The following is a 23934-nucleotide window of genomic DNA, read 5'->3' on the forward strand; positions in this document are numbered from 1 at the left end:
CGGGCACTCATCCGGTCGCGGCCGGTGCGGGGCGCTTGGGCCGGAGCACCAGGGCCATCAGGGCGGCCGCCGCGCACAGGGCGCCGGAGGCGTACCAGACGATGTCGTAGCTGCCGAAGACGTCCCGGGCGACGCCGCCGAGGAAGGCGACCAGCGCGGCGCCGACCTGGTGGGAGGCGAGCACCCAGCCGAAGACGATGGCGCCGTCCTCGCCGTAGTGCTCCCGGCACAGGGCGATGGTGGGCGGCACGGTGGCCACCCAGTCCAGGCCGTAGAAGACGATGAAGAAGACCATCGGCGGGTGGACGGCAGGGGCCAGCAGCATGGGGAGGAAGAGCAGCGAGACCCCGCGCAGGGCGTAGTAGACGGCGAGCAGCCGGCGGGTGTCGAAGCGGTCGGTGAACCAGCCGGAGGCGACGGTGCCGAGGATGTCGAAGACGCCGATCACCGCGAGCAGCGAGGCGGCGGCCGTCATCGGCATCCCGTGGTCATGGGCGGCGGGCACGAAGTGGGTCCTGACCAGGCCGTTGGTGGTGGCGCCGCAGATCGCGAAGGTGCCGGCGAGCAGCCAGAACGGCCCGGTGCGGGCGGCGCGGAGGAGCACGCCGAGCGCGCGGCGGGCGGCGCCGGGGACCGGCGGCGGCTTGGGGACGAAGGTCTTCGAGCCGTACGGGGCGAGCCCCACGTCGGCCGGGTGGTCGCGCAGCAGCAGCCAGACGAACGGGACGACGGCGAGCGCGGTCAGTGCCACGGTGATCGCGGCGGGCCGCCAGCCGTGCCGCTCCACCAGCCAGGACAGCAGCGGGAGGAAGACCAGCTGGCCGGAGGCCCCGGCGGCGGTGAGGACGCCGGTCACCAGTCCGCGCCGGGCGGTGAACCAGCGGCCGGTGACGGTGGCGGCGAAGGCCAGCGCCATGGAGCCGCTGCCCAGTCCGACCAGGACGCCCCAGAACAGCACCAGTTGCCAGGCCGCGGTCATCCAGACGGTGAGCAGCGAGCCGGTGGCGATGACGCAGAGCGCCAGCGCCACGACCCGGCGGATGCCGAACCGGTCCATCAGCGCGGCGGCGAACGGCGCGGTCAGCCCGTAGAGGGCGAGGTTGACGGAGACCGCGAAGCCGATGGTGCCGCGCGACCAGTCGAACTCGGCGTGCAGCGGCTCGATCAGCAGCCCGGGCAGCGAGGCGAAGGCGGCGGCGCCGACGATCGTCACAAAGGCGACGGCGGCGACCGCCCAGGCGAGATGGAACCGGGGCGCGGGCGGCGGTGGTTCCTGCCCGGTGGTGGAGGCAGGGATCGCGGTGGGCGGCGGGGTCGTCTGGGTCACGGATGACAGCCTTCCGGCTGGCGTCCCGTCGGACGAGTGGCCTGAATGACAGGGTTCGCTAGGATCGGGCCATGAGCGGAAGAGGCGAGGGGCGTACGGGGGCGGGGGCGCCGCATCGGGTGGTGGTGCTGGCGCTGGCCGGGCTGCTGCCGTTCGAACTGGGCATCCCGCACCGGATCTTCGGCAAGGCGGTCGACGGTGAGGGGCGGCCGCTCTACACGACGGTGACCTGCGGGCTGGCCGCGGGGCCGGTGCGCACCGACGCCGACTTCGACATCCGGGTGGAACACGGCCCCGAGGCACTGGCCACCGCCGACACGGTGCTGGTGCCCGCCTCGTACGAGCTGGGGCCGGTGCACCGGGAGGGGCGGCTCACACCCGAACTGGCCGCCGCGCTGGCGCACATCCGGCCGGGCACCCGGCTGGTGTCCATCTGCGTCGGCGGATACGTGCTGGCCGCCGCGGGCTTCCTGGACGGGCGCCCGGCGACCACCCACTGGTCCTCGGCCGAGCACTTCCAGCGGCTGTTCCCCGCCGTACGGGTCGACCCGGACGTGCTGTTCATCGACGACGGGGACGTGCTGACCTCGGCCGGGGTGGCGGCCGGGATCGACCTGTGCCTGCACATCGTGCGCCGCGACCACGGGGCGGCCGTCGCCAACGCGGTGGCCCGCCGCACGGTGGTGCCGCCGCACCGGGACGGCGGGCAGGCCCAGTTCATCGACCGGCCGGTGCCGGACGAGCGGCTGGCGACCACCGCGGCGGCCCGGGCCTGGGCGCTGGACCGGCTGCACCAGCCGCTCCAGTTGCGGGACCTGGCCGGGCAGGAGGCGATGAGCGTACGGACGTTCACCCGCCGCTTCCGGGAGGAGGTGGGCGTCAGCCCGGGGCAGTGGCTCACCCGGCAGCGGGTGGAGCGGGCCCGGCACCTGCTGGAGTCCACCGACCTGCCGGTGGACCAGGTGGCGCGGGACGCCGGTTTCGGCACCGCGCAGTCGATGCGGGCGCACCTACTGGCCGTGCTCGGCGTTCCCCCGACGGTCTACCGCCGCACCTTCCGCGCCCGCGCCCCGCTGGACGTCGGGCCGGGGGCCCGGCAGGGGGCGCGTCCATAGCAGCCGCCGCTCGCCGACCGCGCCCACGGCGGCGAGCACCAGCCCCAGGCCGACGGCCGCCAGGATCGCGATGGAGGGGGCCACCCAGCGCAGCAGCGCTCCGGCGAGCGCCCCGCTGACCGCGTACCCGGCGGCCGGCAGGCTCGGCGACAGCACCCGGCGGAGCTGGAGGTCGCGGGCCGGCCCGACCACCGACTGGCAGACCCCGGCCAGCAGCAGGGCCGCGCCCACGGCGGCGAGCCAGGGCAGCAGGGCGACGGCCACCACCAGGGCAAAGACCACCGCCAGGATCGCCAGGCACTGGGCGGCGGGGCTGCCGGGCAGCGGGTGCAGCTCGTAAAGCAAGGCGCCGAGGGCCATCCCGACGGCATACCCGGCCAGCAGCGGCCCGGCCCAGCCGACGGCGACCGACCGCTGCTCCAGCAGGGCGGGCAGGATCAGCGGCCCGACCGGCGCCGCGCTCAGCCACCAGCGACCCGACCGGCGCCCCCCGGCGCCCGCTCAGGGCTTGGCGGCGGCGGCTTGCGCGGCCTGTTCCAGGCGGGCGTGGTGGTCGGCCCACCAGGTCTTGTCGCCGGACGGGATGTTGGTGGAGGCCCGGGTCGCACCGACGCTGCCGTCGAGGGACTCGCGCAGGATGTCGGCGTGGCCCGCGTGCCGCTGGGTGTCGGAGATGACCCGCACCAGGATGTGGTGCAGCGTCGCCTCGGCCCGCTCCTCGGGCCACCAGGGCACCCGGCCGGCCGCGTCCAGCGGCAGCGCGCCGACCGTCTCGTCCGTGTGCCGCCAGGCCGCGCGGTACAGGCCGGTGATCTGGTCCCGGGACTCCTCGGCGGTGGCCCACATGTCGTCGTTGGGCTCGGCGGTCCGGGTGTACCACCAGGCCGGGGGCTCCTGCCCGGCGAAGTACGGCCGGCCGAAGGTGTCGCCGAAGTACGCCAGCTCCACCCCCGACGCGTGCTTGACCAGCCCCAGCAGATTGGTGCCGGTCGGGGTGAGGGGGCGGCGGGCGTCGTACTCGGAGAGCCCCTCCAGCTTCCACAGCAGGGCGTCCCTGGCGTCCTGGAGGTAGCGGAGCAGCTCGGCCTTGGCCCGCTCGTCCCCGGCCCGGTGGTCTCTCGCCTGTGGTTCGGTCATATCGGCGAGTCTGGCACCCGGCACCGACAGCCGGCCGTACCACCGCCCCGATCGGGGCCGGGGCCGGTCACCAGGGCCGGGCGTGGGAGGCGAGGGGAGAGGCGGCCGGCTCGGTGGCGGGCTTGTCCTCCCGGTCCACCTCGCACCAGATGCTCTTGCCGCCGCCCTCGCGCTGCCAGCCCCAGCGGTCGGCCAGCCCGTCGACCAGCTCCAGGCCGCGCCCGCCGGTCTCCTCGCCGGTGGCCTGGCGCGGACTGGGCGGGCGGGCACTGGTGTCGGCCACCTCCACCCGTACCGTCCCCGCCTTCCCGGCCACCGCGCCGGCACCGGACAGCATCCGCAGCACGGCCGGACACCCGGTGTGCACCACGGCGTTGGTGACGAGCTCCGAGACGATGAGCACCAGCGTGTCCGCCAGGGTCTCGTCGTCCCCTATCCCCGAGCCGGCCAGCAGCGACCGCGCCCATGTGCGGGCGCGTCCCACCTCCGCGGGATCGGGACCGATCTCCAACTGAACCTGAAGCACCTGCACCGCTCACACCACCCGAATCGGCGGACACTTCGCCTCATGTCTCACAGCGACCACAGCCTCAACAGTCGTCGTCACCGAATGTGATTCTCCGTGCCGCACAGCATGGTTGACGTACAGTCACCGCAACAAGCGCTACGGGCATATTCCAGCGCGAAGGAGTACGCGTACCGCATACTGTGCGACCCCCCGGCCGGGCAGTCGAACGGTGGGGTCTACGCCGCTGCCGGTGAACCGTCCACATCCCCCGCAGCGTACCGGAGTGCAATCGCGACTCCGGCGCGTGACCGGCGCCCCCCTGCGCCGGACCGATGCGCCCCTGCCGGCGTCCACGCTCCGTGAGCGCCGGCCGTGCGCCGGTCGTCCCTGGCAGCCGGTACCGGGCCGTTCAGTGGTCGGGCGCGCTCGGCTCCTCGGTGACGAAGTAGCGGGCGAAGGCCGCGACCGCCTCCTCCTCGTCCACCAGGCCGCTGCGGTCCACGTCCAGGCTCTCCGCCGCCAGCGCCGCCGCGTGCGAGTCGACGCCGAGCGCCCGCAGAGCGCGCTCCACCTCCCCGGTGGTGGCCCGGCGGTCGTCGTCCTGGTCGGCGACGAGCAGCAGCCCGTGCACGAACGGGCGGGCGATCTCGGCGAAGCGCTCAGGGTTGTCGCGCAGCCGCTTCAGCGCGCCGTGCACGAACTCCTGCCGGCTGACCCGTTGGTCGCCGTCCACGTCGGCGATCCCGGCCACGCCCTGCCAGAAGGCCTCGGCGCCGTTCGCCAGGGCCTGACCGGCGTCGGACCGGTAGCGCTTGCCGAACTCCTCCAGGACCCGGCTCGCCGCGGTCGAGAAGTCCTCGCGGGAGATATGGCCGTTGCCGTCCTGGTCGAAGGCGTCGAAGCGGGAGGCGATCCGGCGCTGGTAGAGCTGCTCTGCGTCCATGCCGGGAGGGTACCCGCGGGGCGCGCCGCATCACCCGGCCGCCCGGTCCCGTGCCAACTGCCGCCCGCCGCCGGGGCGCACGGCCTTCAGGCGGAGAGCTGCTCCTCGTTGTCGTCGCGGGTGGCGGCGGGCACGTCCGGGTAGACGGCGAACAGCCGCCGCACCCCGAGGGCGCTCATCACCCGGTTGACATGGGAGCCCTCCACCGCGCCCCGGGCGGGCAGTATCAGCCGCAGCCGGCCCCGGCAGGAGTGCAGCAGGCGGCGGGAGGCGATCAGCACCCCGACCCCGCTGGAGTCGCAGAACAGCACCTCGGACAGGTCCAGGACGACATCGCGGCGGCCGTCGGCCACCGCCTCGTGCACCCGCCTGCGTACCACCGGCGAGGAGACCAGGTCGAGTTCTCCCTGGATGCCGAGCACCGTCCAGGAACCGTGCTCGGCCTCGTCCACCGTGAGCGTCACACCCCTCACCCTTCGCCGATCCACCAGGACACCCCGCAGGACACCCGCGAGAGAACCGGAAGCACCAGTTCCTTATCGGCGGCTGCTGCCCGGTCGTCCTCCCATGAAACACGATGGTGCCGCAGTGACGTTTCCCTCTACCACTCCCGGGCCGCCTGGGGGCGCACTTGCGGCAAAGAAAGGCGCGTTACCGGTGGTGCGCACTACATTCGAGAGGAGAGGAACGGCGGCAACGGCAGGCGACGGCGGCATTCGATGAGGGCCGGCAGCGCGTCCGGGCTCGGGAGGGCTCCCCATGGCGAAGGACACACCACCGCGCTGGGACCGCAGGATGCAGCAGCGGCTGTCGCGCGGCGAGGCGGCCGCGCTGGGCGAGTTGTACGACCGCTTCGCCTCCCTGGTGCACAGCACGGCCTACCGGGTGCTGGACGACGAGGAGGCCGCGGACCGGGTCACCCGGGAGGTCTTCGGCTACGTCTGGGAGAACCCGGACGCCTATGAGCCGCGCCGCGACGGCTCCATGCGCTCCTGGATCGCCAAGCTCACCCGGCGGCAGGCCGTGCACCGGCTGCGCCAGGCCGAGACCCGGGCGCAGTTGGAGCGGGGCGGGGGCGGCGCCGAGGACGCGGAGGAGCTGGAGCGGAAGGTGCGGCGGGCGGCGGTGTCGGCCCGCGCGGACTTCATCGTGCGGTCCATGCCCACCCCGCTGCGGCTCGCGCTGGAGTCGGCGTACCTCCAGCGCCGGGACTACCGGCAGACCGCGGCCGAGCTGGGGGTGACGGAGGACGAGGCCCGGCGCCGGCTGCGGCTCGGGCTCCAGCTGCTCGCCACCGCGAACACCGGCCCACTGGACGGGCGGGCGCTGTGAGCGGCGGTTACGAGGACGAGCGGGGCATGGCCGGCGGCGCCCCGCGCATCCCGGGGCCGCGCTGGGCGGCCGACGACCACGGCGTACTGCCGCCGGAGGGCGAGCCGGCGGCGGGGACCGAGGGATCGCCGACCGCTCCCCTGGTCCTGACGCACCGGGTGCTCCAGTCGCTGCTGGGCGCCTGGGCGCTGTCCGTCTGCTCGGCCGAGGAGACGGACGCGGTCGAGGAGCACCTGACCGCGTGCGCGCCCTGCGCCGAGGAGGCGCTGCGGCTGCGGGACGCGGTCGGGCTGCTCCACCACGAGGTGGCGCTCGACCTGGATCCGCTGCTGCGCTCGCGGGTGCTGGAGAACTGCCTCGGCCGCCGCCCGCCGACCATACCGGTGCCCGACTGGGCCGGTCCGTACGACGCGGAGACCGCCCGGCTGGACGCGCTGCTGCGGGACCTCGGCGAGGGCGAGTGGCACGCGCCGGTGGAGCTGCGGTGGTTCGACGGCCTCCGCCCGGCGAGCCGGCCCACCACGGTCGCCGGGGTGATCGGGCATCTGACGGCGGTGGACGGGCTGGTGGCCTCGGCGCTCGGGCTGGACCGCGGCGCCGGGCCGAGACCGGGGCCGGGTCAGGGACCGGGCGCCGGTACGCCGCTGGAGCGGACCGAGGCGCTGTGGTCGGGCTGGCCCGAGGACGGGCCGCCGCCCACCCGGGCGGTCCGCGGGCCCTGGCGGGAGCAGGTCCACACCCTGCTGCGCACGGTCTCCTTCGCCGGCCGGGGCGCCCCGGAACTGGCCGTCTCCTACGGCGGCTTCGCACTGCCGCTGCGCGACTCGCTGCTGGACCGGGCGTTCGAGTGCTGGGTGCACGCCGAGGACATCGCGGATGCGGTCGACTACCGCTACGAGCCGCCGAGCGGCGCCCATCTGCACGACATGATCGACCTGGCCGCGCGGATGCTGCCGGCGGCCCTGGCCGAGCGGCGCCGGGCCGGTCTCGCGGCACCGGGCGCGCTGGCCGAGGCGGGGGCGCCGGGCCGCACGCTCCATCTGGAGATCGAGGGCGCGGGCGGCGGTGACTGGTACATCGCCCTGGACTCGCCCGCCGCCCTCGGCACCCCGGACCGCAAGATCGCCCAGGTGGCGCTGGACGGGGTGGAGTTCTGCCGGCTGGTGGCCGGCCATGTCGAACCGGAGGAGGCCGCCGCGGGCCAGGACGGCGACCGGGCCGCCATCCGCGACACCCTGCTGGCGGCGGCCTCGCTCAGCCGGATGTGACGGCGCCGGTCCCGGCCGCGTACGCGGGAGCTCAGGCGAAGACGACGGTGCGGCGGCCGTTGAGCAGGATGCGGTGCTCGGCGTGCCACTTCACGGCGCGGGCGAGCGCCTGGCACTCCACGTCGCGGCCGATGCCGACGAGCTGGTCGGGGGTGACCTCGTGGCCGACCCGCTCGACCTCCTGCTCGATGATCGGGCCCTCGTCGAGGTCGGCGGTGACGTAGTGCGCGGTGGCGCCGATCAGCTTCACCCCGCGGGCGTGCGCCTGGTGGTAGGGCTTGGCGCCCTTGAAGCTCGGCAGGAAGGAGTGGTGGATGTTGATGATCTTTCCGCTGAGCTGCTTGCACAGGTCGTCGGAGATGACCTGCATATAGCGGGCCAGGACGACCAGCTCCACGTTCTCGCCGCGCACCAGCTCCAGCAGGCGCGCCTCGGCCTCGGCCTTGTTCCCCTTGGTCACCGGGATGTGGTGGAAGGGGATGCCGTAGGAGGCGGCCAGCTCGGCGAAGTCGGTGTGGTTGGAGACCACGGCCACGATGTCGACCGGCAGCGCCCCGATCCGGGTGCGGAACAGCAGGTCGTTGAGGCAGTGCCCGAACTTCGACACCATCAGCACGACCCGCATGCGCTCGTCGGCGCGGTGGATCTCCCAGTCCATGGCGAAGGAGTCGCCGACCGCGGCGAAGCTCGCCCGCAGCTTGTCCACGGTGACCGGGGACTCGGCCGAGAAGTGGACCCGCATGAAGAACAGGCCGGTGTCCCGGTCGCCGAACTGCTGACTGTCCTCGATGTTGCAGCCGGTGATGAAGAGGTAGCTGGAGACGGCGTGCACGATGCCCTGTTTGTCCGGGCAGGAGAGCGTGAGGACGTACTGGTCGGTCATCCCGGCAGGATGCCATATCCGGGCCGGCCGGACGGACGGCCGTCCGGCAGCCGGACCCCCCGCGACCTCGTACGGGGACGGCCTGGCCGCGCGGTTCGCCCGGGTGGTCGCGGCAGCTCAGGCGGCGCGGGTCAGGGCGCGCAGGGCGTCCAGGGAGCCGGGCGGCCGGTCGGGGTCCTCGCCGTCGCCGGCCGCCAGGCGTATGTGGGCCTCGCGGGCGGCCCGTACCGCCTCCGGCCAGCCGGTGTGCTCCAGATACGCGGAGACCGGGGCGTCGGCGCCGACCTGGTGCATGATCCGCAGCACCCGCAGCACTGCGACGTCCACCAGGGCGGCCTCGCCGGAGTCGCGGAAGATCGTGCCGACGTACTTCTCGGCGGACCAGTTGTCCAGCCAGGTGTCCTCGACCAGCCGGTACACGGCGTCGGTGACATCCCCGTAGCCCTCGCGACCCGCCAGCCAGCACTCGTGGTGGAAGACGGGGTCGGAGAGCATGTGCAGCGCCGAGCGCACGTTCGCGCGCCAGCGCCACCACGGCAGGTCGGTGAGCGGCATGCCGCCCATGGTGGAGGAGCGACGGCCGCCACGGGAAGGGTTCACGGAAGCTGACACGTTTCGATCGTACGTTCCCCTTCCGGGCGGACGGACGGCTCAGGGCGTTCACCTCGTCGTCATCCTCCGTTGCACGCGTCACACTCCCGCGTTACGGACGAGGCGGAAGTGTGCGTGTCCATGACCGGTTACGGCAGGCGACTCTCCCCCCTCCGCTTTCCCTTCCGACTCTCCTCCGCACCGCTGCGGAAGACGGCTGCGGCGCTCGCCTCGGCCTGTCTGCTGACCCCCCTGGCCACCGGCTGCGGGGCACTCCCCGGCGCCGGCGACGCCGACGGCGCCGTGACGGTGATGACCTGGGCGCCCGCGGACACCTCGGCGACCAACATGCCCGGCATGCCGGCCATGGCCCAGGCCTACGCCCGCTGGGTCAACTCCCGCGGCGGCCTGGGCGGCCGCGAGCTGCGGGTGCTCACCTGCAACGAGGGCAACGACCCGGCCCGGGCCGCCGACTGCGCCCGCCGCGCGGTGGACGAGGGCGCGGTGGCCGTGGTCGGCTCGTACAGCCGCAACAGCCGGGCCGCGCTGCCCCCGCTGGAGGCCGCCGGCATCCCGTACATCGGCGGCTACGGCGTCACCGACGACGAGTTCTCCAGCCCGGTGTCGTACCCGGTCAACGGCGGCCAGTCGGCGCTGCTGGCCGGCAACGGCATCCAGCTCGCGGGCGTCTGCGAACGGGTCTCGCTGGTCCGCCCGGACTCGGTCTCCGACAGCGTGCTCTCCGCCCTGCTCAACTCCGGCCTGGCGGAGGGCGACCGGCGCACCGCCGCGGACATCCCGGCCGCGGTGGACGCCGGGGAGTACACCGAGGCCGCCCTCGCCTCGCGCTCCCGGGCCGGGGACTCGGGCGGCTGTGTGACCGCGGCGCTCGGCGAGCGCACCGCGCACTTCTTCGACTCCTTCCGCCGGCTGCCGCCCGACGGCCGCCAGGTGCGGGTGGCCTCGGTGCTCGGCAGCGTCGACCAGCCGCTGATCGACCGCACCGGTGGCGCCCGGGGGCCCTTCGAGGGCGCCTATGTCACCGGCTGGTACCCGGAGGCGGGCGACCCGCGCTGGGGCGGGATGCGGGACGTGATCCGGGCGCACGCCTTCGACGACGACCGGATCGACCCGGCCGACACCGGGGTGCAGACCACCTGGATCGCGTACACCGTGCTCTCCCAGGCCGTCGCCTCGCTGGGCGAGGACGCCCCGGTCACCTCCGAGGCGCTGCTCGCCGCGTTCACCCGCGGGGTACGGGTGGACACCGGCGGGCTCACCCCCGAACTGCGCTGGCGCTACCAGGACATGCTGGGCGAGCCCGACTTCCCCCGGATGGTCAACCACCAGGTGACCTTCCAGGTGGTGCGCGGCGGCCGGCTGGTGGCCCAGCGCAAGGGCTTCGTGGACGTGGCCCGCACCATGCGCAAGGCCAGTCTGTAGCGTCCGGTGGCGGTGGCCGGCCAGCCGCGGGCGGCGCGGTGGTGGGCGGCTAGCGCGGCGAAGGCCTCCTTGGGCCGCCACGGCCGTCCAGCCGCCCGACACCGGCACCCTGCGCGGGGACGCCCTGTCGTGGCTGCGCCAGGCAAACCGCCACTGGGGCTCACCGCTCGGCGCGGTGCTGCGCGAGCTGCTGGCGGCGGCCGGGGGTGCGCCGGAGCTTCTGGCGCGGCTGCGGCAGCGGTCCGACGACGCCGCGGCCGCCGCGCCCTGGCTGACCATCCTCGGGCGGGCCGTCGCCCGCGGCGAGGCCGCCCCCGAGGCGCTGCACCCCCGGGTCGCCACCGTGGCCATGGTGCTGCTGCGGGACGAGTTCATGGCGCGCGGGGCGCCCACCGCACCCGACGAGGTCCTCGTCGAGATCGTCGACGAGGTCTATCTGCCGCTGGTCCGCTCCCGCGGCAGAGCGGTGGAGTGATCTACAGCTGCTCGGGCTGGTGGGGGGTGAGGCCGTACTTCCCGGCGATGCCGTTCCACAGCGGGGCGGCCTTCCGCTTGGCGGCGGTGGCCTCGCCACTGGCCTTGTTGGCCTGGGCGGTCGCCCCGGTGGAGCGGGCCTGGCCGCCCTTGCAGACCTTGCGGCTCTTGGCCTGGTCGGCCCAGGTCGCGTAGTGGTCGTCGGCGCGCGCGGACGCCTGCCAGGCGTCGGTGAGCGCCGAGGTCAGCTCGGCGTGGCCGGGGAGCTTGTCGACGGAGAGCTGCTGGAGCTTGGTCACCAGCCCCCGGCGCTGCCCGGCGGCGCCCCGCAGATCGCCGGCGGCCTGGTCCAGGTCGTCGCAGCGCTTGATGCTCTCCACCGAGCGGATCACCGCCGCGCGGCTGTCGTTGCTCTCCGCGAGCAGCTTGTCCAGCGCCTCGGCCTGCTTCTTCGCCGGGTCCTCGGGCGCCGGGGACGAGCCCTTGCCGCCGTCCGGGGTGGGCGAGCCGGCGGCGACCGTCCCGGTGCCGGTCGAGGCGTCGTCCCCGGGCTCCTCGCCACCGCTGAGCAGCGCCCCCGCGCCCAGCCCGAGCACGGCGCAGCCGACCACCACGGCGGCGATCAGCGGCACCTTGGACGAACGCTGCGGTCCGGACTCCCCGTAGCCGCCCTTGTCCCCGCCGCCGCCCCGGTAGGCCGGCGGCACGGGGGCGCCGGGGCCCCGGCCGCCCGCACCGGTGGGCGGCTCCTGCTGGTAGCGCTCCTCCTGGTAGCGGGGGATGTGCTGGGTCGCCCCGGCCGCGCCGGCCGCCTGGGCCTCGCTGCGGAACAGGTTGTCGAACTCCGCCGGGGTACGGCGCTCCTCACCCTGGCCCGTCGCCCCGTACGAAGCTCCGGCCGGCTGCCCGCCGGGGGCGCCGGACTGCTGCCCGGGCACCGGCGGCAGGTACTGGGTGGCGTCGGAGTCCCCGGCGGCCCGGGGCGGCGGCGGGGCCCCGGGGCCCTCTGCCGGGACGGCGCCGAGGAAGCGGGTGGACTCGCCCGCGTGCTCGGCCGGCAGCGCGCCCGGACCGGAGCCCTGGGGGCCGCCGGAGGCGACCGGCGGCAGGTACTGGGTGGCGTCCGCGTCACCGCCGGACGGCCGCTGCGGGGCCCCGGACGGCGCGGCCTCCGGCGGCAGCGGCTGCGCGCCGTTGGACGGCGGCTCCGACTGCGCGGGCGGGTAGCCGTAGCCCTGCGGCGGCTGCTGACCGTACGGGGACGGGGAGGCGGCCGGAGGCTGGGGGTAGCCGTAGCCCTGCTGGGCGGCCGCCGGGGGCGGATAGCCGTACCCCTGCGGCTGCTGGGGCGGGTAGCCGTAGCCCTGGGCGGGCTGCGCCGGGGGGTAGCCGTAGCCCTGAGCCGGCTGCGCGGGCGGATAGCCGTACCCCTGCGCGGGCTGCTGACCGTACGAGGACGAGGAGCCGTGCGACGGCTGCTGACCGTACGAGGACGAGGGGCCCTGCGGCGGCTGCTGACCGTAGGAGGACGGGGAGGGCCCGTACGAGGACTGGGGGTCGCCGCCGGCCGCCCAGGGCTGCCCGCCCGCCGGGCCGCCCGGCCGGCCGTGCTCCGGGCCGTCCTGCCGGTCGCCGGGCACCCAGGGCTCGCTGCCGTCGCCGGGCAGCACGACACCCTCGTGCGCGGGGCGGGCCGCCGGATGGTGCGGCTCGGGGCCCTGTCCACTGTGCGTCGTCACCGGGACTCCTGTGTTTCGGCCTGTCGTCAACCTACGGAAGCGTCGCCTCACGCTACCGGGTGGTGACGACAGGGCGCACACCTGTCTGGTCACGGTGCTCACGGCCCCGTCCGGCACCGGGCCCGCCGGATGCCGGACGGCCCGTCAGGCGGCCCGCGGCTCCAGCCGGGCGCCGAACTCCCGTACCGCGGGCTCGTTCCCGTACGGCTCCAGCCGCTGCCGCAGGTCGTCCAGGTACTCGGCGCCGCGCGAGGAGCGCAGGGTGCCGAGGAGTTCGGCGGCCCGGGTGCCGGTGGCGCAGGCGGCCTCGATCTCGCGCTGCTGCACCTGCGCGGAGGCCAGCAGCACCAGGCCGATCGCCCGGCGCCGCGCCTTGGTCTCGGGCAGCGCGGCCAGGGCCTCGTTCGCCGCCCGCTCGGCCTCCTCCGAGCGGCCCAGGTCCCGCCAGCAGTGGGCCAGTTCGTCGGAGAGGTAGGCGTGGTCGAAGTGGGCGATCCACTCCGGGTCGTCGCCGGACTCCGGGTCGGCCCGGTCCAGCGCGGCCACCGCCCGGGACGCCGTGTCCCGGCAGGTGCGGGCGTCCCCGAGCAGCGCGTGCCCACGGGCCTCGGCCGCCAGGAACATCGCCTCCGCGCGCGGGGTGACGCGCCCGCGCGCCCCCTCCTGCGCCGCCCGGGCCAACTGGGCGATCTCCCGCGGGTTCCCGAGCTCGGCGGCGAGATGGCTCATCGAGGCGGCCAGCACATAGCCGCCGTAGGCGCGGTCGTCGGCCGCCTGCGCCAGCCGCAGCGCCTGGATGTAGTAGCGCTGGGCGAGCCCGGGCTGCCCGGTGTCCACCGCCATGTACCCGGCCAGCTCGGTCAGCCGGGCGACCGCCGCGAACAGCCGTCTGCCGACCGTGTCCCGGTAGGAGCCGGACAGCAGCCCGGACACCACGCTGTTGAGGTAGTGCGCCACCACCGGGCGGACATGCCCGCTGCCGAACCGGTGGTCCAGCTCGACCAGCGCGTTCGTCATCGCCCGCACCGCCGCCACGTCCGCCTCACCGACCCGGGACCCGGCCTGCCGCGCCACCTGGGCGTCCGCCGCCGTGATCAGCCAGTCCCGGCTGGGCTCCACCAGGGCGGATGCGGCGACCGTCGACCCGGACAGGAAGTCCCGCCGCCCCACATCGCTCCGCCACAACTCCGTGACCTGCTCGATCGCGCCGAGCACGGTCGGCGAGAACTGGAGCCCCACTCCGGAGGCGAGGTTCTTGCCGCCCGCCATGCCGATCTCGTCGATGGTGACGGTCCGGCCGAGTTTTCGCCCCAGCGCCTCCGCGATCAGCCCCGGTGCCCGGCCGCGCGGCTGCTGTCCGCGCAGCCAGCGCGCCACCGAGGTCTTGTCGTAGCGCAGGTCGATCCCGCGCTCGGCGCCGACCATGTTGACCCGGCGGGCGAGCCCGGCGTTGGAGCACCCCGCCTCCTGGATGAGCGCCTGCAGCCGTTCGTTGGGCTGACGGGCGACTAGCGGTCTCGCTGCCATTGACTACCCCTTGGTGCCCCGGCGACCAGTCCCCGGATCTCGGTTGTACGTCGTCCATGCCGTGAATGCCGTGTACGCCGGCGGTGGATGTCCGTGGATGACTGCCCGGGCGGTCTGCGAAGAATGCGGTTGTTGGTGATGGGATGCGCGAGGTGCGTACGGCGATGGGCCCGTGGTTGACGACCGGCGGTACGCGGACCCCGTCGGCGCCACGGCACTTGCTACCCCGTCGAGCGGCCCGGCGCCCGCACGCGCCCCCGCCCGTGCACCGATGCGCCGTGGGCGGGGCTTCGGTGCGCGGACGCGCTCCCCTACCTCCCTTCCCGCGCCCCGCCCCCCGCGGGCCGCACACCGCGCGGGTCCCGCCACCCCGCCCCGTAACCCCTCCCCAGCAGGGAAGTTGAGACATCCGTGGAAGAGGTGGAAGAGATCGTGGAAGAGACCATCGGAGTCACGGAGGCCGCGCGCATCCCCCAGCAGCGCGGTGAGCAACTGCTGGACTGCGCCGTGCGGTACGCGGAGGAGCGCCACTGGGACGTGCTGCCGGGCACCTGGCTGGAGGCGGCCGGCGGCCGGGAGCTGTGCTCGTGCGCGGACGCCGCCTGCCCGCGGCCCGGCGCGCACCCGGCCCGGCCGGACTGGGCGAACCAGGCGACCGGCAGCGCGACGGCGGCGCGGCGGCTGTGGGGCAAGCAGCCCCGCGCGTCGATCCTGCTGCCCACCGGACGCACCTTCGACGCGCTGGACGTGCCGGAGTCGGCGGGCTTCCTGGCCCTGGCGCGGATGGAGCGGATGGACCTCACCCTCGGCCCGGTCACCCGCACCCCGGACCGCCGGATGGTCTTCCTCGTGCTGCCCGGCGGCGCGCCCAAGGTCCCCGACCTGGTGCGCAAGCTCGGCTGGTCCCCGGCCGGGCTGGACCTGATCGCCCGCGGCGAGAGCTCCTACGTCGCGGCCCCACCGACCCGCATCGGCGGCCCCGGCGCCGTGCAGTGGGTACGCCGCCCCACCCAGGCCAACCGCTGGCTGCCCGACGCCGAGGAGCTGATCAGCCCCCTCGCGTACGCCTGCGCCCGGGACGCCGCCGGCTGACTTCGGGAAGTGGCCCGGGGCCGCTGCGTAGGGTGTCCCCGTACGACACCGCGGGCCTCGGTGGACTCCGTGAGCCCAGGTGACACGGGGACTACGGAAGGGCAGTGACCATGCCGGGCCGGACGACGAACGAGAAGACGACGGCGGGTGGGGCGCCGCCCGCGGTCCGGGTCGAGGGGCTGTTCAAGCGCTTCGGCGAGCAGATAGCCGTCGGCGGGGTCGATCTGACGCTGCCCGCCGGGCGGTTCATCGGCCTGGTCGGGCCCAACGGCGCCGGCAAGACCACCACCCTCTCCATGGTGACCGGACTGCTCCGGCCCGACCAGGGAGTGGTGGAGGTGGCGGGCCACGACGTATGGCGCGATCCGGCCGCCGTGAAGTCGCGGATCGGGGTGCTGCCCGAGGGGCTGCGGCTCTTCGAGCGGCTGTCCGGGCGCGAACTGCTCGGCTACACCGGCCGGTTGCGGGGGCTGCCCGGCGCGGAGACGGACAAGCGCGCCACCCAGCTGCTGGACGTACTGGACCTGGCCGGCTCCCAGCACAAGCTGGTGGTGGACTACTCGACCGGTATGCGCAAGAAGATCGGGCTGGCGGCGGCGCTGCTGCACAACCCCGAGGTGCTGTTCCTGGACGAGCCGTTCGAGGGCGTGGACCCGGTCTCCGCCCAGACCATCCGCGGAGTGCTGGAGCGGTACACCTCCTCCGGCGCCACCGTGGTCTTCTCCAGCCATGTGATGGAGCTGGTGGAGTCGCTGTGCGACTGGGTCGCGGTGATGGCCGCCGGCCGGGTACGGGCCCAGGGCCCGCTCGCCGAGGTCCGCGGCGACGCCCCCTCGCTGCAGAGCGCCTTCCTGGAACTGGTCGGCGCCCGCGCCGGCGACACCGCCGACTCCCTGGACTGGCTGGGCGGCGGCGGTACGCGGACGGGCGCCGGGGACGGTCCGGGGACGGGCGCCGAAGACGGTCCGGGGACGGCCGGTGGTACGGGCACGAGTCCCGGGGACGGTCCGGTGGCCGGTGGTGCGGCTCCGGGGGTTGGTGGTTCGGGGACGGGCGCGGGCGCGGGGGACGCGCCGGGCGCGGGGCCGGGGGTCGGCGACGAGACGCCGGGTGCCGGTGGCGGTACGGCCGATGGCGGTACGGCTGGTGGCGGTACGGCCGGTGGAGCGGGCCGATGACAGGCACCGGGTCCTCCGCCCCGCCGCCCACCGGGGCGTCCACCCGGCCATCCACCGGGTCAGCCACCCAGGCGTCCCCCGGTTCGCCGTCGTCGGGCGCGCTGACCGGGACCTTCGTCGGGCTGAAGCTGTCGCTGCTCCGCAACGGCCTGCGGCAGTCCTCGGGGCGTACCGCGGCCTATGTCACCTCCGCCGTGCTGGTGCTGCTCTTCGCCGCGGGCCAGCTGCTCGGCCTTGTGCTGCTGCGCGGCAACGAGCACGCGGCCGCCGTGGTGGTCCTGCTGACCGCGCTCATCGCCCTGGGCTGGGCGGTGCTGCCGCTCTTCTTCCCGGGCGGAGACGAGACGCTGGACCCGACCCGGCTGGTGATGCTGCCGCTGCGGTCCGGGCCGCTGGTGCGGGCGCTGCTGGTGGCCTCGCTGGTCGGCATCGGCCCGCTGTTCACGCTCTGCCTGGTGGTGGGGGCGGCGATCGCCCTGGCGCACGGGGCGGCCGGGGTCGTGGTCGCGGTGCTCGCCGTACCGCTGGCGCTGCTGGTGTGCGTGGCGGCGGCCCGGGCGGTGGCCGCGGGCAACGTACGGCTGCTCACCTCCCGCCGGGGCCGCGACCTGGCGGTGCTCAGCGGGCTGCTGATCGCGGTGGGCGCCCAGTTCGTCAACTTCGGCGCGCAGCGGCTGACCCGGCCCGGTGGGCTGGACGACCTGGAGCCGCTGGCCGAGGTGGTGCGCTGGCTGCCGCCGGCGTCCGCGCTCGGCGCGGTGGACTCGGCGAGCGGCGGGGCGTACGGCACGGCGGCGGCGCAGTTGCTGCTGACGGCGGTGGTGCTCGGCGTGCTGCTGGTCGCCTGGCGGCGCAGCCTGGAGAAGCTGATGAGCGCGCCGGACGGCTCGACCCTGGCGGCGGTCTCCGCCCCGACCGGTGGCGCCCGCCGCGGCCGTTCCACGGGCGGCGACGGGACCGCCCCGGAGTCCCGCTGGTGGCCGGCCGGGCGCACCGGCACGGTGATGCGGCGGTCGCTCCAGTACATGGTGCGCGACCCGAAGACCAAGGCGCAGCTGGTCAGCTGGCTGGCCGTGGGGCTGATCGTGCCCCTGTTCAACGCCCTCCAGGGGACGGGCTCGATCTACTTCGCCTGCTTCGCGGCCGGCATGCTCGGCACGCAGATGTACAACCAGTTCGGGCAGGACGGTGACGCGTTCTGGATGGTCGCCGGGACCATCTCCTCGGCCCGGGACGCCTATGTGGAGCTGCGCGCCCGGGCGTACGCGCTGCTGCTGATCGCCATCCCGTTCACCGCGGTGGTCAATGTGGGCACCGCGGCGATCCTGGGCGACTGGCGGTCGCTGCCGGACGCGGTGGGGCTGTCGTTCGCCCTGCTCGGCGCGATGCTCGGCACCGGGGCGATCGCCTCCTACCGGCTGCCGTACACCATCCCCCAGGGCAGCGGCTTCAAGGCGGCGGCACCCGGGCAGGCCGGGATCATCTGGGGGTCGGTCTTCGGCGGGATGCTGGGCGGCGCGCTGCTGTGCGCCCCCGTGATCGCGTTGACCGTCTGGGTCAACGTCTCCGACGCGGCCGCCGGTTCGCCCGCCCGCCTCGCGGTCCTGCTGCTGGGCACCGGCTACGGCCTGCTGCTCGGCTGGGCGGGCCTGCGCTTGGCCGCCCCCCGCACGGCGGCCCGGCTGCCGGAGATCCTGGCGGCGGTCAGCAAGGGGTAGGCCCCGTGAGGGAGGGGCGGCCGTACCCCCACGGCCGCCCCTCCCTCCCCTTCCTCCCTGCTCAGGTCGCCGGAGTGGCGGCCCGGAGTACGGAGTCGAGGAAGGGCTCCACGGCCGCGCGCCAGCCCTCGGGCTGCTCATGGGCCACCAGATGGCCCGCGTCCGCCACCTCGGCGTACGCCCCGCGCGGCAGCACCCGGACCATCTCCTGCGCCTCCGCGCGGCCCAGCTCGCCGTCGATGCCGCGGACCACCAGGGCCGGGCAGCGGACCAGGGCCAGGGAGTCCCAGTGCGCGTCATGCGCCCAGCCGTGCCGGGTGGCGAGCATCCGGGTGCGGGAGAACATCGGCCGCCAGCCGTCCGGCCCCTCCGCCATCACCTCGGCGAACCAGGTGCCGCGGGCCGGGCTGGGGCGCTCCAGCCAGGGGTCGTCCTCGCCGAACCACTTCCGTACGTCGGCGAGAGTGGCGAAGGGCAGCGGCCAGGTGCGGAACCAGTCCTCCCACTCCCGCTGGGACGCGGCGCCCCGGGCCGAGGCCCGCATGTCGCAGACGACCACCGCGCGGACCAGGTCGGGCCGCTCGGCGGCGAGCTGCCAGGCGGTCAGCCCGCCCATGGCGTGCCCGATCACCACCGCGGGGCCGAGCCCCAGCTGTTCGATGGCGGCCGCGGCGTCCGCGATGTACGCCTCCCGGGTGTACGGGCCGTCGGCCGACTTGTCGCTCTGCCCGTGACCGCGCTGGTCCAGGGCGACCGCCCGGTGCCGCTCGGCCAGCCAGCGCGCGGTGCCGGCCCAGTGCGAGGCCCGGCCCATCAGCCCGTGCAGCAGCAGAACGCCCGGGGCCTCGGCCGGGGCCGGGGCGGGCGAGGACGTGCCGGCGGGCGCCGTGTCCTTGGGACGGTCGGCGTACTCCCAGGCCGCCAGCCGTAAACCGTCGGCTGCGGTCAGGTCGATGCGGCGCACCATGGGCTCTGACACCCCCTTCTGTGACGTGCCCCCGAAGCGTATCGAACTTGTATTCGAAAACGGGTTACGCGCCGGGAACACCGCTCGTTCGAGTGACCCCGCTCAAGGATTGACGGCCGCCGCCGAGGGGAGATCTCCAACGGGAGGCGGACCGCTCGGGGAAAAACGGTCCGACGGGATTGACCCTGAGAGCTCGGGGCTCCGGGTCAGCACAGGGGAGGCGGGACCCCGGCGTCATTCGACGCCGGGGTCTCCCGCTGTCCGGGCCCGGGACCGACACAAGCCCCAGGCCCGGACCCGCCTTCCGGTCCGCCTTCGCCCGCGCCCCGGGGCCTGGGCCCGCTTTCCGACCCGCCCTCGGGCCCGGGTCCGGGCCCGCTTCCCGGTCCGCCCTCGGGGTCGCGTCGAGGTCGGCCCCCGGGGCCGGGTCGGGGTCTGCTCCCGGGTCCGACCGCGGGGCCGCGTCGGGGTCTGCTCCTGGGTTCGGCCGCGGGGCCGGTTCGGGGTCTGCTCCCGGGTTCGGCCGCGGGTACGCCCGGCGACCGGCGGCGGCGCCGGATCGGGGCCGCGCACGGCCCGGGGCGCGCATACGGCAGCTGGCGCGTCATCTGGTGGCCCCTCCCGCGCGGTCATATGCCGGTAGCTGTAGCCAAGACTGGCACGGGCAGCGGGCATGGGGGGCGCTTTTCGGCTCCGGGGGCGCACAAGAGCGCATCCCGGCGACAAGCCATGCGCCCATGCGCCCGCCTGTGGCACGGGACGGCTGGTGCGCTCGGCGAGGGCGGCACCGGCTGCGTGGCGGGGGACAGCAGGGGCCCGGGCGGCGGCGGGCGAGTGCGCGCGGCTGGGGCGGCGGGGCGGCGAGGGGCGCGCGGCAGAGGCGGCCGTCGACTGCGCGGCGGGGGGCGGCTGGGGGTCGGGCGGCCCGCGGGCGAGGGCCCAGGGCGGCGGGTGCGCGCGGCGAGGGCGGCGGGCGCGCGCGGCAGAGGCGGCCGTCGACTGTACGGCGGGGGCGGCTGAGGGTCGGGCGACGCGGGCGAGGGCCCATGGCGGCGGGTGCGCGCGGCCGGGGCGGCGCCGGCTGCGCGGCGGGGGCCCGGGCGGCGGCGGGCGAGTGCGCGCGGCTGGGCCGGCGGGGCGGCGAGGGGCGCGCGGCAGAGGCGGCCGTCAGCTGCACGGCGGGGGGCGGCTGGGGGTCAGGCGGCCCGCGGGCGAGGGCCCATGGCGGCGGGTGCGCGCGGCTGGGGCGGCGCCGGCTGCGCGGCGGGGGCAGCTGTGGTCCGAGCACAGCGGGTGCGCCCGGCGGGGGGCGGCTGCGGCTGGGAGCCGGGCAGCGGACGGGCCCCGCTGTCGGCGCCGGGGCCGGCCGGGCCCTGGTCGGGGCGCGGCCGGGTGGGGCCCCGGTCAGGGGGCGGCCGGGGGCCCGGTCGGGGCGGGGCCCACCCGGCCGGAGTCCCCGGTGGAGGCGCGAGCAGCGCCCCCTCAGCGCTTGGCGACGAAGACGTGGGAGGCGACCTCGGCGGCGAGCTCCGCGGCCTCGCCGCTGCTGCCGACCAGCACGCCGCCGGCGGACTCCGTCACGCTCACCACCGAGCCGGGCTGCACGCCCGCGCGGCGGAGGGTGTACATCAGCTGGGCGTCGGTCTGGATGGGCTCGCCGATCCGGCGGACCACCACCGTCTTGCCCTCGGTGCCGGCGTCGAGGTCGGCCAGCGAGACCATGCCCTCGTCGAGGAACGCCTCCGCCTCGGACTCCTCGCCCAGCTCCTCCAGGCCCGGGATGGGGTTGCCGTAGGGCGACTCGGTCGGGTGGCGCAGCAGCTCCAGCACCCGCCGCTCGACCGCCTCGCTCATCACATGCTCCCAGCGGCACGCCTCGGCGTGCACCTGCTCCCACTCCAGGCCGATCACGTCGACCAGCAGGCACTCGGCGAGCCGGTGCTTGCGCATGACCCGGGTGGCGAGGCGGCGGCCCTCCTCGGTGAGCTCCAGGTGGCGGTCGCCGGCGACGGTGACCAGACCGTCGCGCTCCATGCGGGCGACCGTCTGGCTGACGGTGGGTCCGCTCTGGTCGAGCCGCTCGGCGATGCGCGCCCGCATGGGCACCACGCCCTCCTCTTCCAGTTCGAGGATGGTGCGGAGGTACATCTCCGTGGTGTCGATCAGTCCGGACATACGTGCCCCTCTGAGGAAGTCGTGCGCTGGCGGCCCTGGCTCCAATTCTTGCGCATCGCTCGGACAACCGTGCCCGGGAGCCGCACGAAGCCGGTCGCACGGGCCCGGACCGGGCGGTTGACAGGGGAAAGGTCCAGACCGCAACGTGATCCGCGACACGATGTGCGACGCGGACAGCACGGAGGGAAGGGGGCCCGGCGCCATGGGTGAGGGCAGGGAGAGCGGGGGCGACGGCGGCGGGCTGGCCGGGCGGTTCTTCGACGCGGCGATCGAGCTGCTGCGGCGGGTACGGGACGAGGAGGCGGCGAACGTGGCCGCCGCCGGCGAGGCGGTCGCCTCGGCCGTGGCGGGCGGTGGGCGGATCTTCGCCTTCGGTGCCGGGCACTCCTCGCTGGCCGCCCAGGACGTGGTCTACCGGGCCGGCGGGCTGGCCGTGGTCAATCTGCTCGCGGTGCCCGGCGCGGTCGGCGTGGACGTGATGCCGGCGACCCTGGGCTCGGCGCTGGAGCGGGTGGACGGGCTGGCGGGCGCGGTGCTCGACTCCTCCCCCGCCACCGCCGGGGACGTGCTGTTCGTGGTCTCCCTGTCCGGGCGGAACGCGCTGCCGGTGGAGATGGCGATGAACGCGCGGGCGCTCGGGCTCACCGTGATCGGGGTGACCTCGGTGGCGTACGCCGAGGAGACGAAGTCCCGCCATGTCTCCGGCTCCTTCCTGCGCGACCACTGCGACATCGTGCTGGACTCCAAGATCGCGGTCGGGGACGCGGAGCTGACCCACGAGCGGGTGGCCGCGCCCTTCGCCCCGGCCTCCACGGTGGTGACCAGCGCCCTGATGCAGGCCGTGATGGCGGCGGCCACCGAGGGCCTGGTGGCCCGGGGCATCGAGCCGCCGCTGCTGCGCTCGGGCAACGTGGACGGCGGCCATGAGTGGAACGGCCGGGTGATGAGCGAGTACGCGGACCGGATCTTCTTCCGGCACTGACGGAAGCCGACGGAAGCTGACGGAGACTGACAGAGGCTGACGGACCTGGGCTGAGGGCTACTCCAGGGCGCGGGCCAGGTCGACGGCGGCCGCGACCCGGGCCGCCACGCTCTGCGCGTACTCCGCGTCGGGCCGTTCGAACGCCGGACGGCCCGCCCCGCGCAGAAAGGTGAGCACCCCCAGCGTGCGGCCCCGGCTGCGCAGCACCGTGGCGAGGCCGTGCACCGCGTCCGCGGGCCAGCGCCGCTCGGCCGCCCAGCCCTCGGCCGCCGCGCCCGCGCTGGTACGGACCGCCCCGCGCCGCTCCACCGCCTGGCGGGCCGGGTGCCCGGCCGCGTACCGCACCGGCAGCCGCCCGCCGTCCGGCGCCCGGCCCACCGGCCCGGGTCCACCCGCCGGGGAGGCCGCGGCCCGCCGGAAGTGGTCGCCGTCGCACAGGTCGAGCAGCACATGGTCCGCGTACCCGGCGAGGGCGAAGTCCAGATGGGTGACCGCGGCCTCCATCGGCTCCTCGCACTCGGCCGCCGCGGCCTCGGCCCGCCGCAGCTGACTGGCCCGGAAGCGCGAGCGGTCGGCCTCCTGGCGGGCCTGCCGGTCCTCGGTGACGTCCTGGAACAGCCAGGCCACCCCCAGCGGTACCGGCTGCTCGGCGAGCGGGGAGGCCAGCCGCAGGAAGCCGCAGCTCCAGCAGCGGCGGCGCTCCCCCTCCGCGCCGCGCAGGGTCACCCACAGCTCGGTCCGCCCGCCCGGCGCGCCCTCGGCCAGCACATGGGTGAGCGCGGCCTCCAGCTCCTCCACCCCGCCGGTGACCACATCGCCGAGCGGGCGGCCGAGCAGGGTTGTGCGGCCGATCCCGAGGGCGCGGGCGGCGTGCGCGTTGACCACGGTGGGCCGCAGATCGACGTCGACCAGGACCACCCCCCAGGGCGCGTCGTCGAACATCGCCTCGCTCAGCGCGATGGAGCGCTCCAGGTCGATCTGGGCGTGCACCTCGCTGAAGGCGCAGTACAGCCCGGTCGGCACCCCGTCCGGGCCGCGCACCCCGGCGGTCTGGGTGCGCACCAGGACCCGGCCGCCGTCCTTGCGCAGCAGGGCGAACTCGTGCACCTGGCGGCCCGGGGCGGCCATCGCGGCGGTGAGGCGGCCGTGCAGGTCGGCGGCGTCGGCGGCGCGCACCGCCCAGCCGGTGAAGCCGAGCCGGCCCACCGCCTCCGCGGCGCTCCAGCCGAGGATCCGCTCGGCCTCGCGGTTCCAGTGGGTGACCCGCCCCTCGGCGTCGAACGCGCACAGCGCCGCGTCCATCCCGTCGAGCAGCGCCGCCAGCAGCCGGGCGCCCGACACCTCGGCGGCCGGTCCGGCGCCGGGCGGTGGGCGGTCACCGCTCGGCCCCGCGCCGCCGCTCGCCGCCGCGGCGGCCTCCGCTCCGGCGGCCGGAGTGCGCTCCGGCTCGTCCGGCGCAGGCGCGCTGGCGGTCTCACTCCTGGACGAACTCATGCCCGGCACCCCCTGCGGGGACGTGACCCGCGCCGCCGTCC

At 75.6% G+C, this 23934-nt stretch carries 20 protein-coding genes and 2 pseudogenes; 9 read left to right on the forward strand and 13 right to left on the reverse strand.

Features of this window, described 5'->3' with window-relative positions; genetic code table 11:
• Window positions 1-7 precede the first annotated feature (7 nt).
• Window positions 8-1327, reverse strand: a complete 1320-nt coding sequence (locus M1O15_RS17535) for an MFS transporter (protein WP_372499491.1) — start codon at window positions 1325-1327, stop codon at window positions 8-10.
• A gap of 71 nt (window positions 1328-1398) precedes the next feature.
• Between M1O15_RS17535 and M1O15_RS17540 the strand changes: the two genes are divergently transcribed.
• Complete coding sequence (locus M1O15_RS17540; protein ID WP_248634829.1) at window positions 1399-2442, forward strand: GlxA family transcriptional regulator; 1044 nt, start codon at window positions 1399-1401, stop codon at window positions 2440-2442.
• Here the strand turns inward: M1O15_RS17540 and M1O15_RS17545 are convergent.
• From M1O15_RS17545 to M1O15_RS17565, 5 genes are all read right to left on the reverse strand, one after another.
• Complete coding sequence (locus M1O15_RS17545) at window positions 2338-2802, reverse strand: hypothetical protein (protein ID WP_248634831.1); 465 nt, start codon at window positions 2800-2802, stop codon at window positions 2338-2340. The genes M1O15_RS17540 and M1O15_RS17545 overlap by 105 nt on opposite strands.
• Before the next feature lie 141 nt (window positions 2803-2943).
• A complete protein-coding gene (locus M1O15_RS17550) occupies window positions 2944-3579 on the reverse strand; it encodes a DinB family protein (RefSeq protein WP_248634833.1) in 636 nt (211 codons plus the stop codon).
• A gap of 67 nt (window positions 3580-3646) precedes the next feature.
• Complete coding sequence (locus M1O15_RS17555) at window positions 3647-4111, reverse strand: ATP-binding protein (RefSeq protein WP_248634834.1); 465 nt, start codon at window positions 4109-4111, stop codon at window positions 3647-3649.
• A gap of 385 nt (window positions 4112-4496) precedes the next feature.
• A complete protein-coding gene (locus M1O15_RS17560; RefSeq protein WP_248634835.1) occupies window positions 4497-5030 on the reverse strand; it encodes an EF-hand domain-containing protein in 534 nt (177 codons plus the stop codon).
• 86 nt (window positions 5031-5116) lie between these two features.
• Complete coding sequence (locus M1O15_RS17565; protein ID WP_248634836.1) at window positions 5117-5494, reverse strand: STAS domain-containing protein; 378 nt, start codon at window positions 5492-5494, stop codon at window positions 5117-5119.
• 295 nt (window positions 5495-5789) lie between these two features.
• On the opposite strand from M1O15_RS17565, the gene M1O15_RS17570 reads away from it, so the two are divergent.
• Both M1O15_RS17570 and M1O15_RS17575 read left to right on the forward strand, forming a co-directional pair.
• Complete coding sequence (locus M1O15_RS17570) at window positions 5790-6362, forward strand: sigma-70 family RNA polymerase sigma factor (protein ID WP_248634839.1); 573 nt, start codon at window positions 5790-5792, stop codon at window positions 6360-6362.
• The gene (locus tag M1O15_RS17575; protein WP_372499492.1) at window positions 6359-7630 is read left to right on the forward strand and encodes a maleylpyruvate isomerase N-terminal domain-containing protein; all 1272 of its coding nucleotides are present in this window, start codon (window positions 6359-6361) and stop codon (window positions 7628-7630) included. The genes M1O15_RS17570 and M1O15_RS17575 overlap by 4 nt, the downstream gene beginning before the upstream one ends.
• Window positions 7631-7661: 31 nt before the next feature.
• Here the strand turns inward: M1O15_RS17575 and purU are convergent, their stop codons facing one another.
• A complete protein-coding gene (gene purU, locus M1O15_RS17580; protein ID WP_248634840.1) occupies window positions 7662-8513 on the reverse strand; it encodes a formyltetrahydrofolate deformylase in 852 nt (283 codons plus the stop codon).
• A gap of 117 nt (window positions 8514-8630) precedes the next feature.
• On the reverse strand, window positions 8631-9077 hold the full coding sequence (locus tag M1O15_RS17585) for an SCO4402 family protein (RefSeq protein WP_248634942.1): 447 nt from the start codon (window positions 9075-9077) through the stop codon (window positions 8631-8633).
• Window positions 9078-9245: 168 nt separating this feature from the next.
• Here M1O15_RS17585 and M1O15_RS17590 point away from each other — a divergent pair, with 168 nt between their 5' ends.
• Together M1O15_RS17590 and M1O15_RS17595 are read left to right on the forward strand one after the other, a co-directional pair.
• On the forward strand, window positions 9246-10547 hold the full coding sequence (locus M1O15_RS17590; RefSeq protein WP_282576888.1) for an ABC transporter substrate-binding protein: 1302 nt from the start codon (window positions 9246-9248) through the stop codon (window positions 10545-10547).
• 103 nt (window positions 10548-10650) lie between these two features.
• Window positions 10651-11022 (forward strand): annotated as a pseudogene (locus M1O15_RS17595) (TetR-like C-terminal domain-containing protein); the annotation flags it as partial.
• Between the two features lies 1 nt (window position 11023).
• Here M1O15_RS17595 and M1O15_RS17600 read toward each other — a convergent pair.
• Both M1O15_RS17600 and M1O15_RS17605 read right to left on the reverse strand, forming a co-directional pair.
• A complete protein-coding gene (locus M1O15_RS17600; protein WP_248634844.1) occupies window positions 11024-12760 on the reverse strand; it encodes a hypothetical protein in 1737 nt (578 codons plus the stop codon).
• Between the two features lie 144 nt (window positions 12761-12904).
• Window positions 12905-14287 (reverse strand): NsdA family TPR-like regulatory protein, encoded by a 1383-nt coding sequence (locus M1O15_RS17605; RefSeq protein ID WP_248634846.1) that lies wholly within the window; start codon window positions 14285-14287, stop codon window positions 12905-12907.
• Between the two features lie 432 nt (window positions 14288-14719).
• Here M1O15_RS17605 and M1O15_RS17610 point away from each other — a divergent pair, with 432 nt between their 5' ends.
• The 3 genes and pseudogenes from M1O15_RS17610 to M1O15_RS17620 all read left to right on the forward strand — a co-directional run bounded on the left by M1O15_RS17610 (window position 14720) and on the right by M1O15_RS17620 (window position 18275).
• Window positions 14720-15379 (forward strand): bifunctional DNA primase/polymerase, encoded by a 660-nt coding sequence (locus M1O15_RS17610; protein ID WP_248634847.1) that lies wholly within the window; start codon window positions 14720-14722, stop codon window positions 15377-15379.
• A 110-nt stretch (window positions 15380-15489) separates the two neighbouring features.
• Window positions 15490-16293 (forward strand): annotated as a pseudogene (locus tag M1O15_RS17615) (ABC transporter ATP-binding protein); the annotation flags it as partial.
• A gap of 260 nt (window positions 16294-16553) precedes the next feature.
• Window positions 16554-18275 (forward strand): transporter, encoded by a 1722-nt coding sequence (locus M1O15_RS17620; protein ID WP_248634849.1) that lies wholly within the window; start codon window positions 16554-16556, stop codon window positions 18273-18275.
• A 61-nt stretch (window positions 18276-18336) separates the two neighbouring features.
• Here M1O15_RS17620 and M1O15_RS17625 read toward each other — a convergent pair whose 3' ends face one another.
• Together M1O15_RS17625 and M1O15_RS17630 are read right to left on the reverse strand one after the other, a co-directional pair.
• Window positions 18337-19242: an alpha/beta fold hydrolase gene (locus tag M1O15_RS17625; protein WP_248634850.1), complete on the reverse strand. Its 906-nt coding sequence runs from the start codon at window positions 19240-19242 to the stop codon at window positions 18337-18339.
• 1482 nt (window positions 19243-20724) lie between these two features.
• On the reverse strand, window positions 20725-21417 hold the full coding sequence (locus M1O15_RS17630) for an iron-dependent transcriptional repressor DtxR (protein ID WP_248634851.1): 693 nt from the start codon (window positions 21415-21417) through the stop codon (window positions 20725-20727).
• A gap of 202 nt (window positions 21418-21619) precedes the next feature.
• On the opposite strand from M1O15_RS17630, the gene M1O15_RS17635 reads away from it, so the two are divergent.
• Window positions 21620-22399: an SIS domain-containing protein gene (locus M1O15_RS17635; RefSeq protein WP_248634853.1), complete on the forward strand. Its 780-nt coding sequence runs from the start codon at window positions 21620-21622 to the stop codon at window positions 22397-22399.
• Window positions 22400-22456: 57 nt separating this feature from the next.
• On the opposite strand, the gene M1O15_RS17640 is transcribed toward M1O15_RS17635, so the two are convergent.
• Window positions 22457-23893 (reverse strand): PAS domain-containing protein, encoded by a 1437-nt coding sequence (locus M1O15_RS17640; RefSeq protein WP_248634854.1) that lies wholly within the window; start codon window positions 23891-23893, stop codon window positions 22457-22459.
• Window positions 23894-23934 lie beyond the last annotated feature (41 nt).

Origin of the sequence: Streptomyces lichenis (assembly GCF_023218175.1) — a bacterium.
Lineage (GTDB): Bacteria > Actinomycetota > Actinomycetes > Streptomycetales > Streptomycetaceae > Streptomyces > Streptomyces lichenis.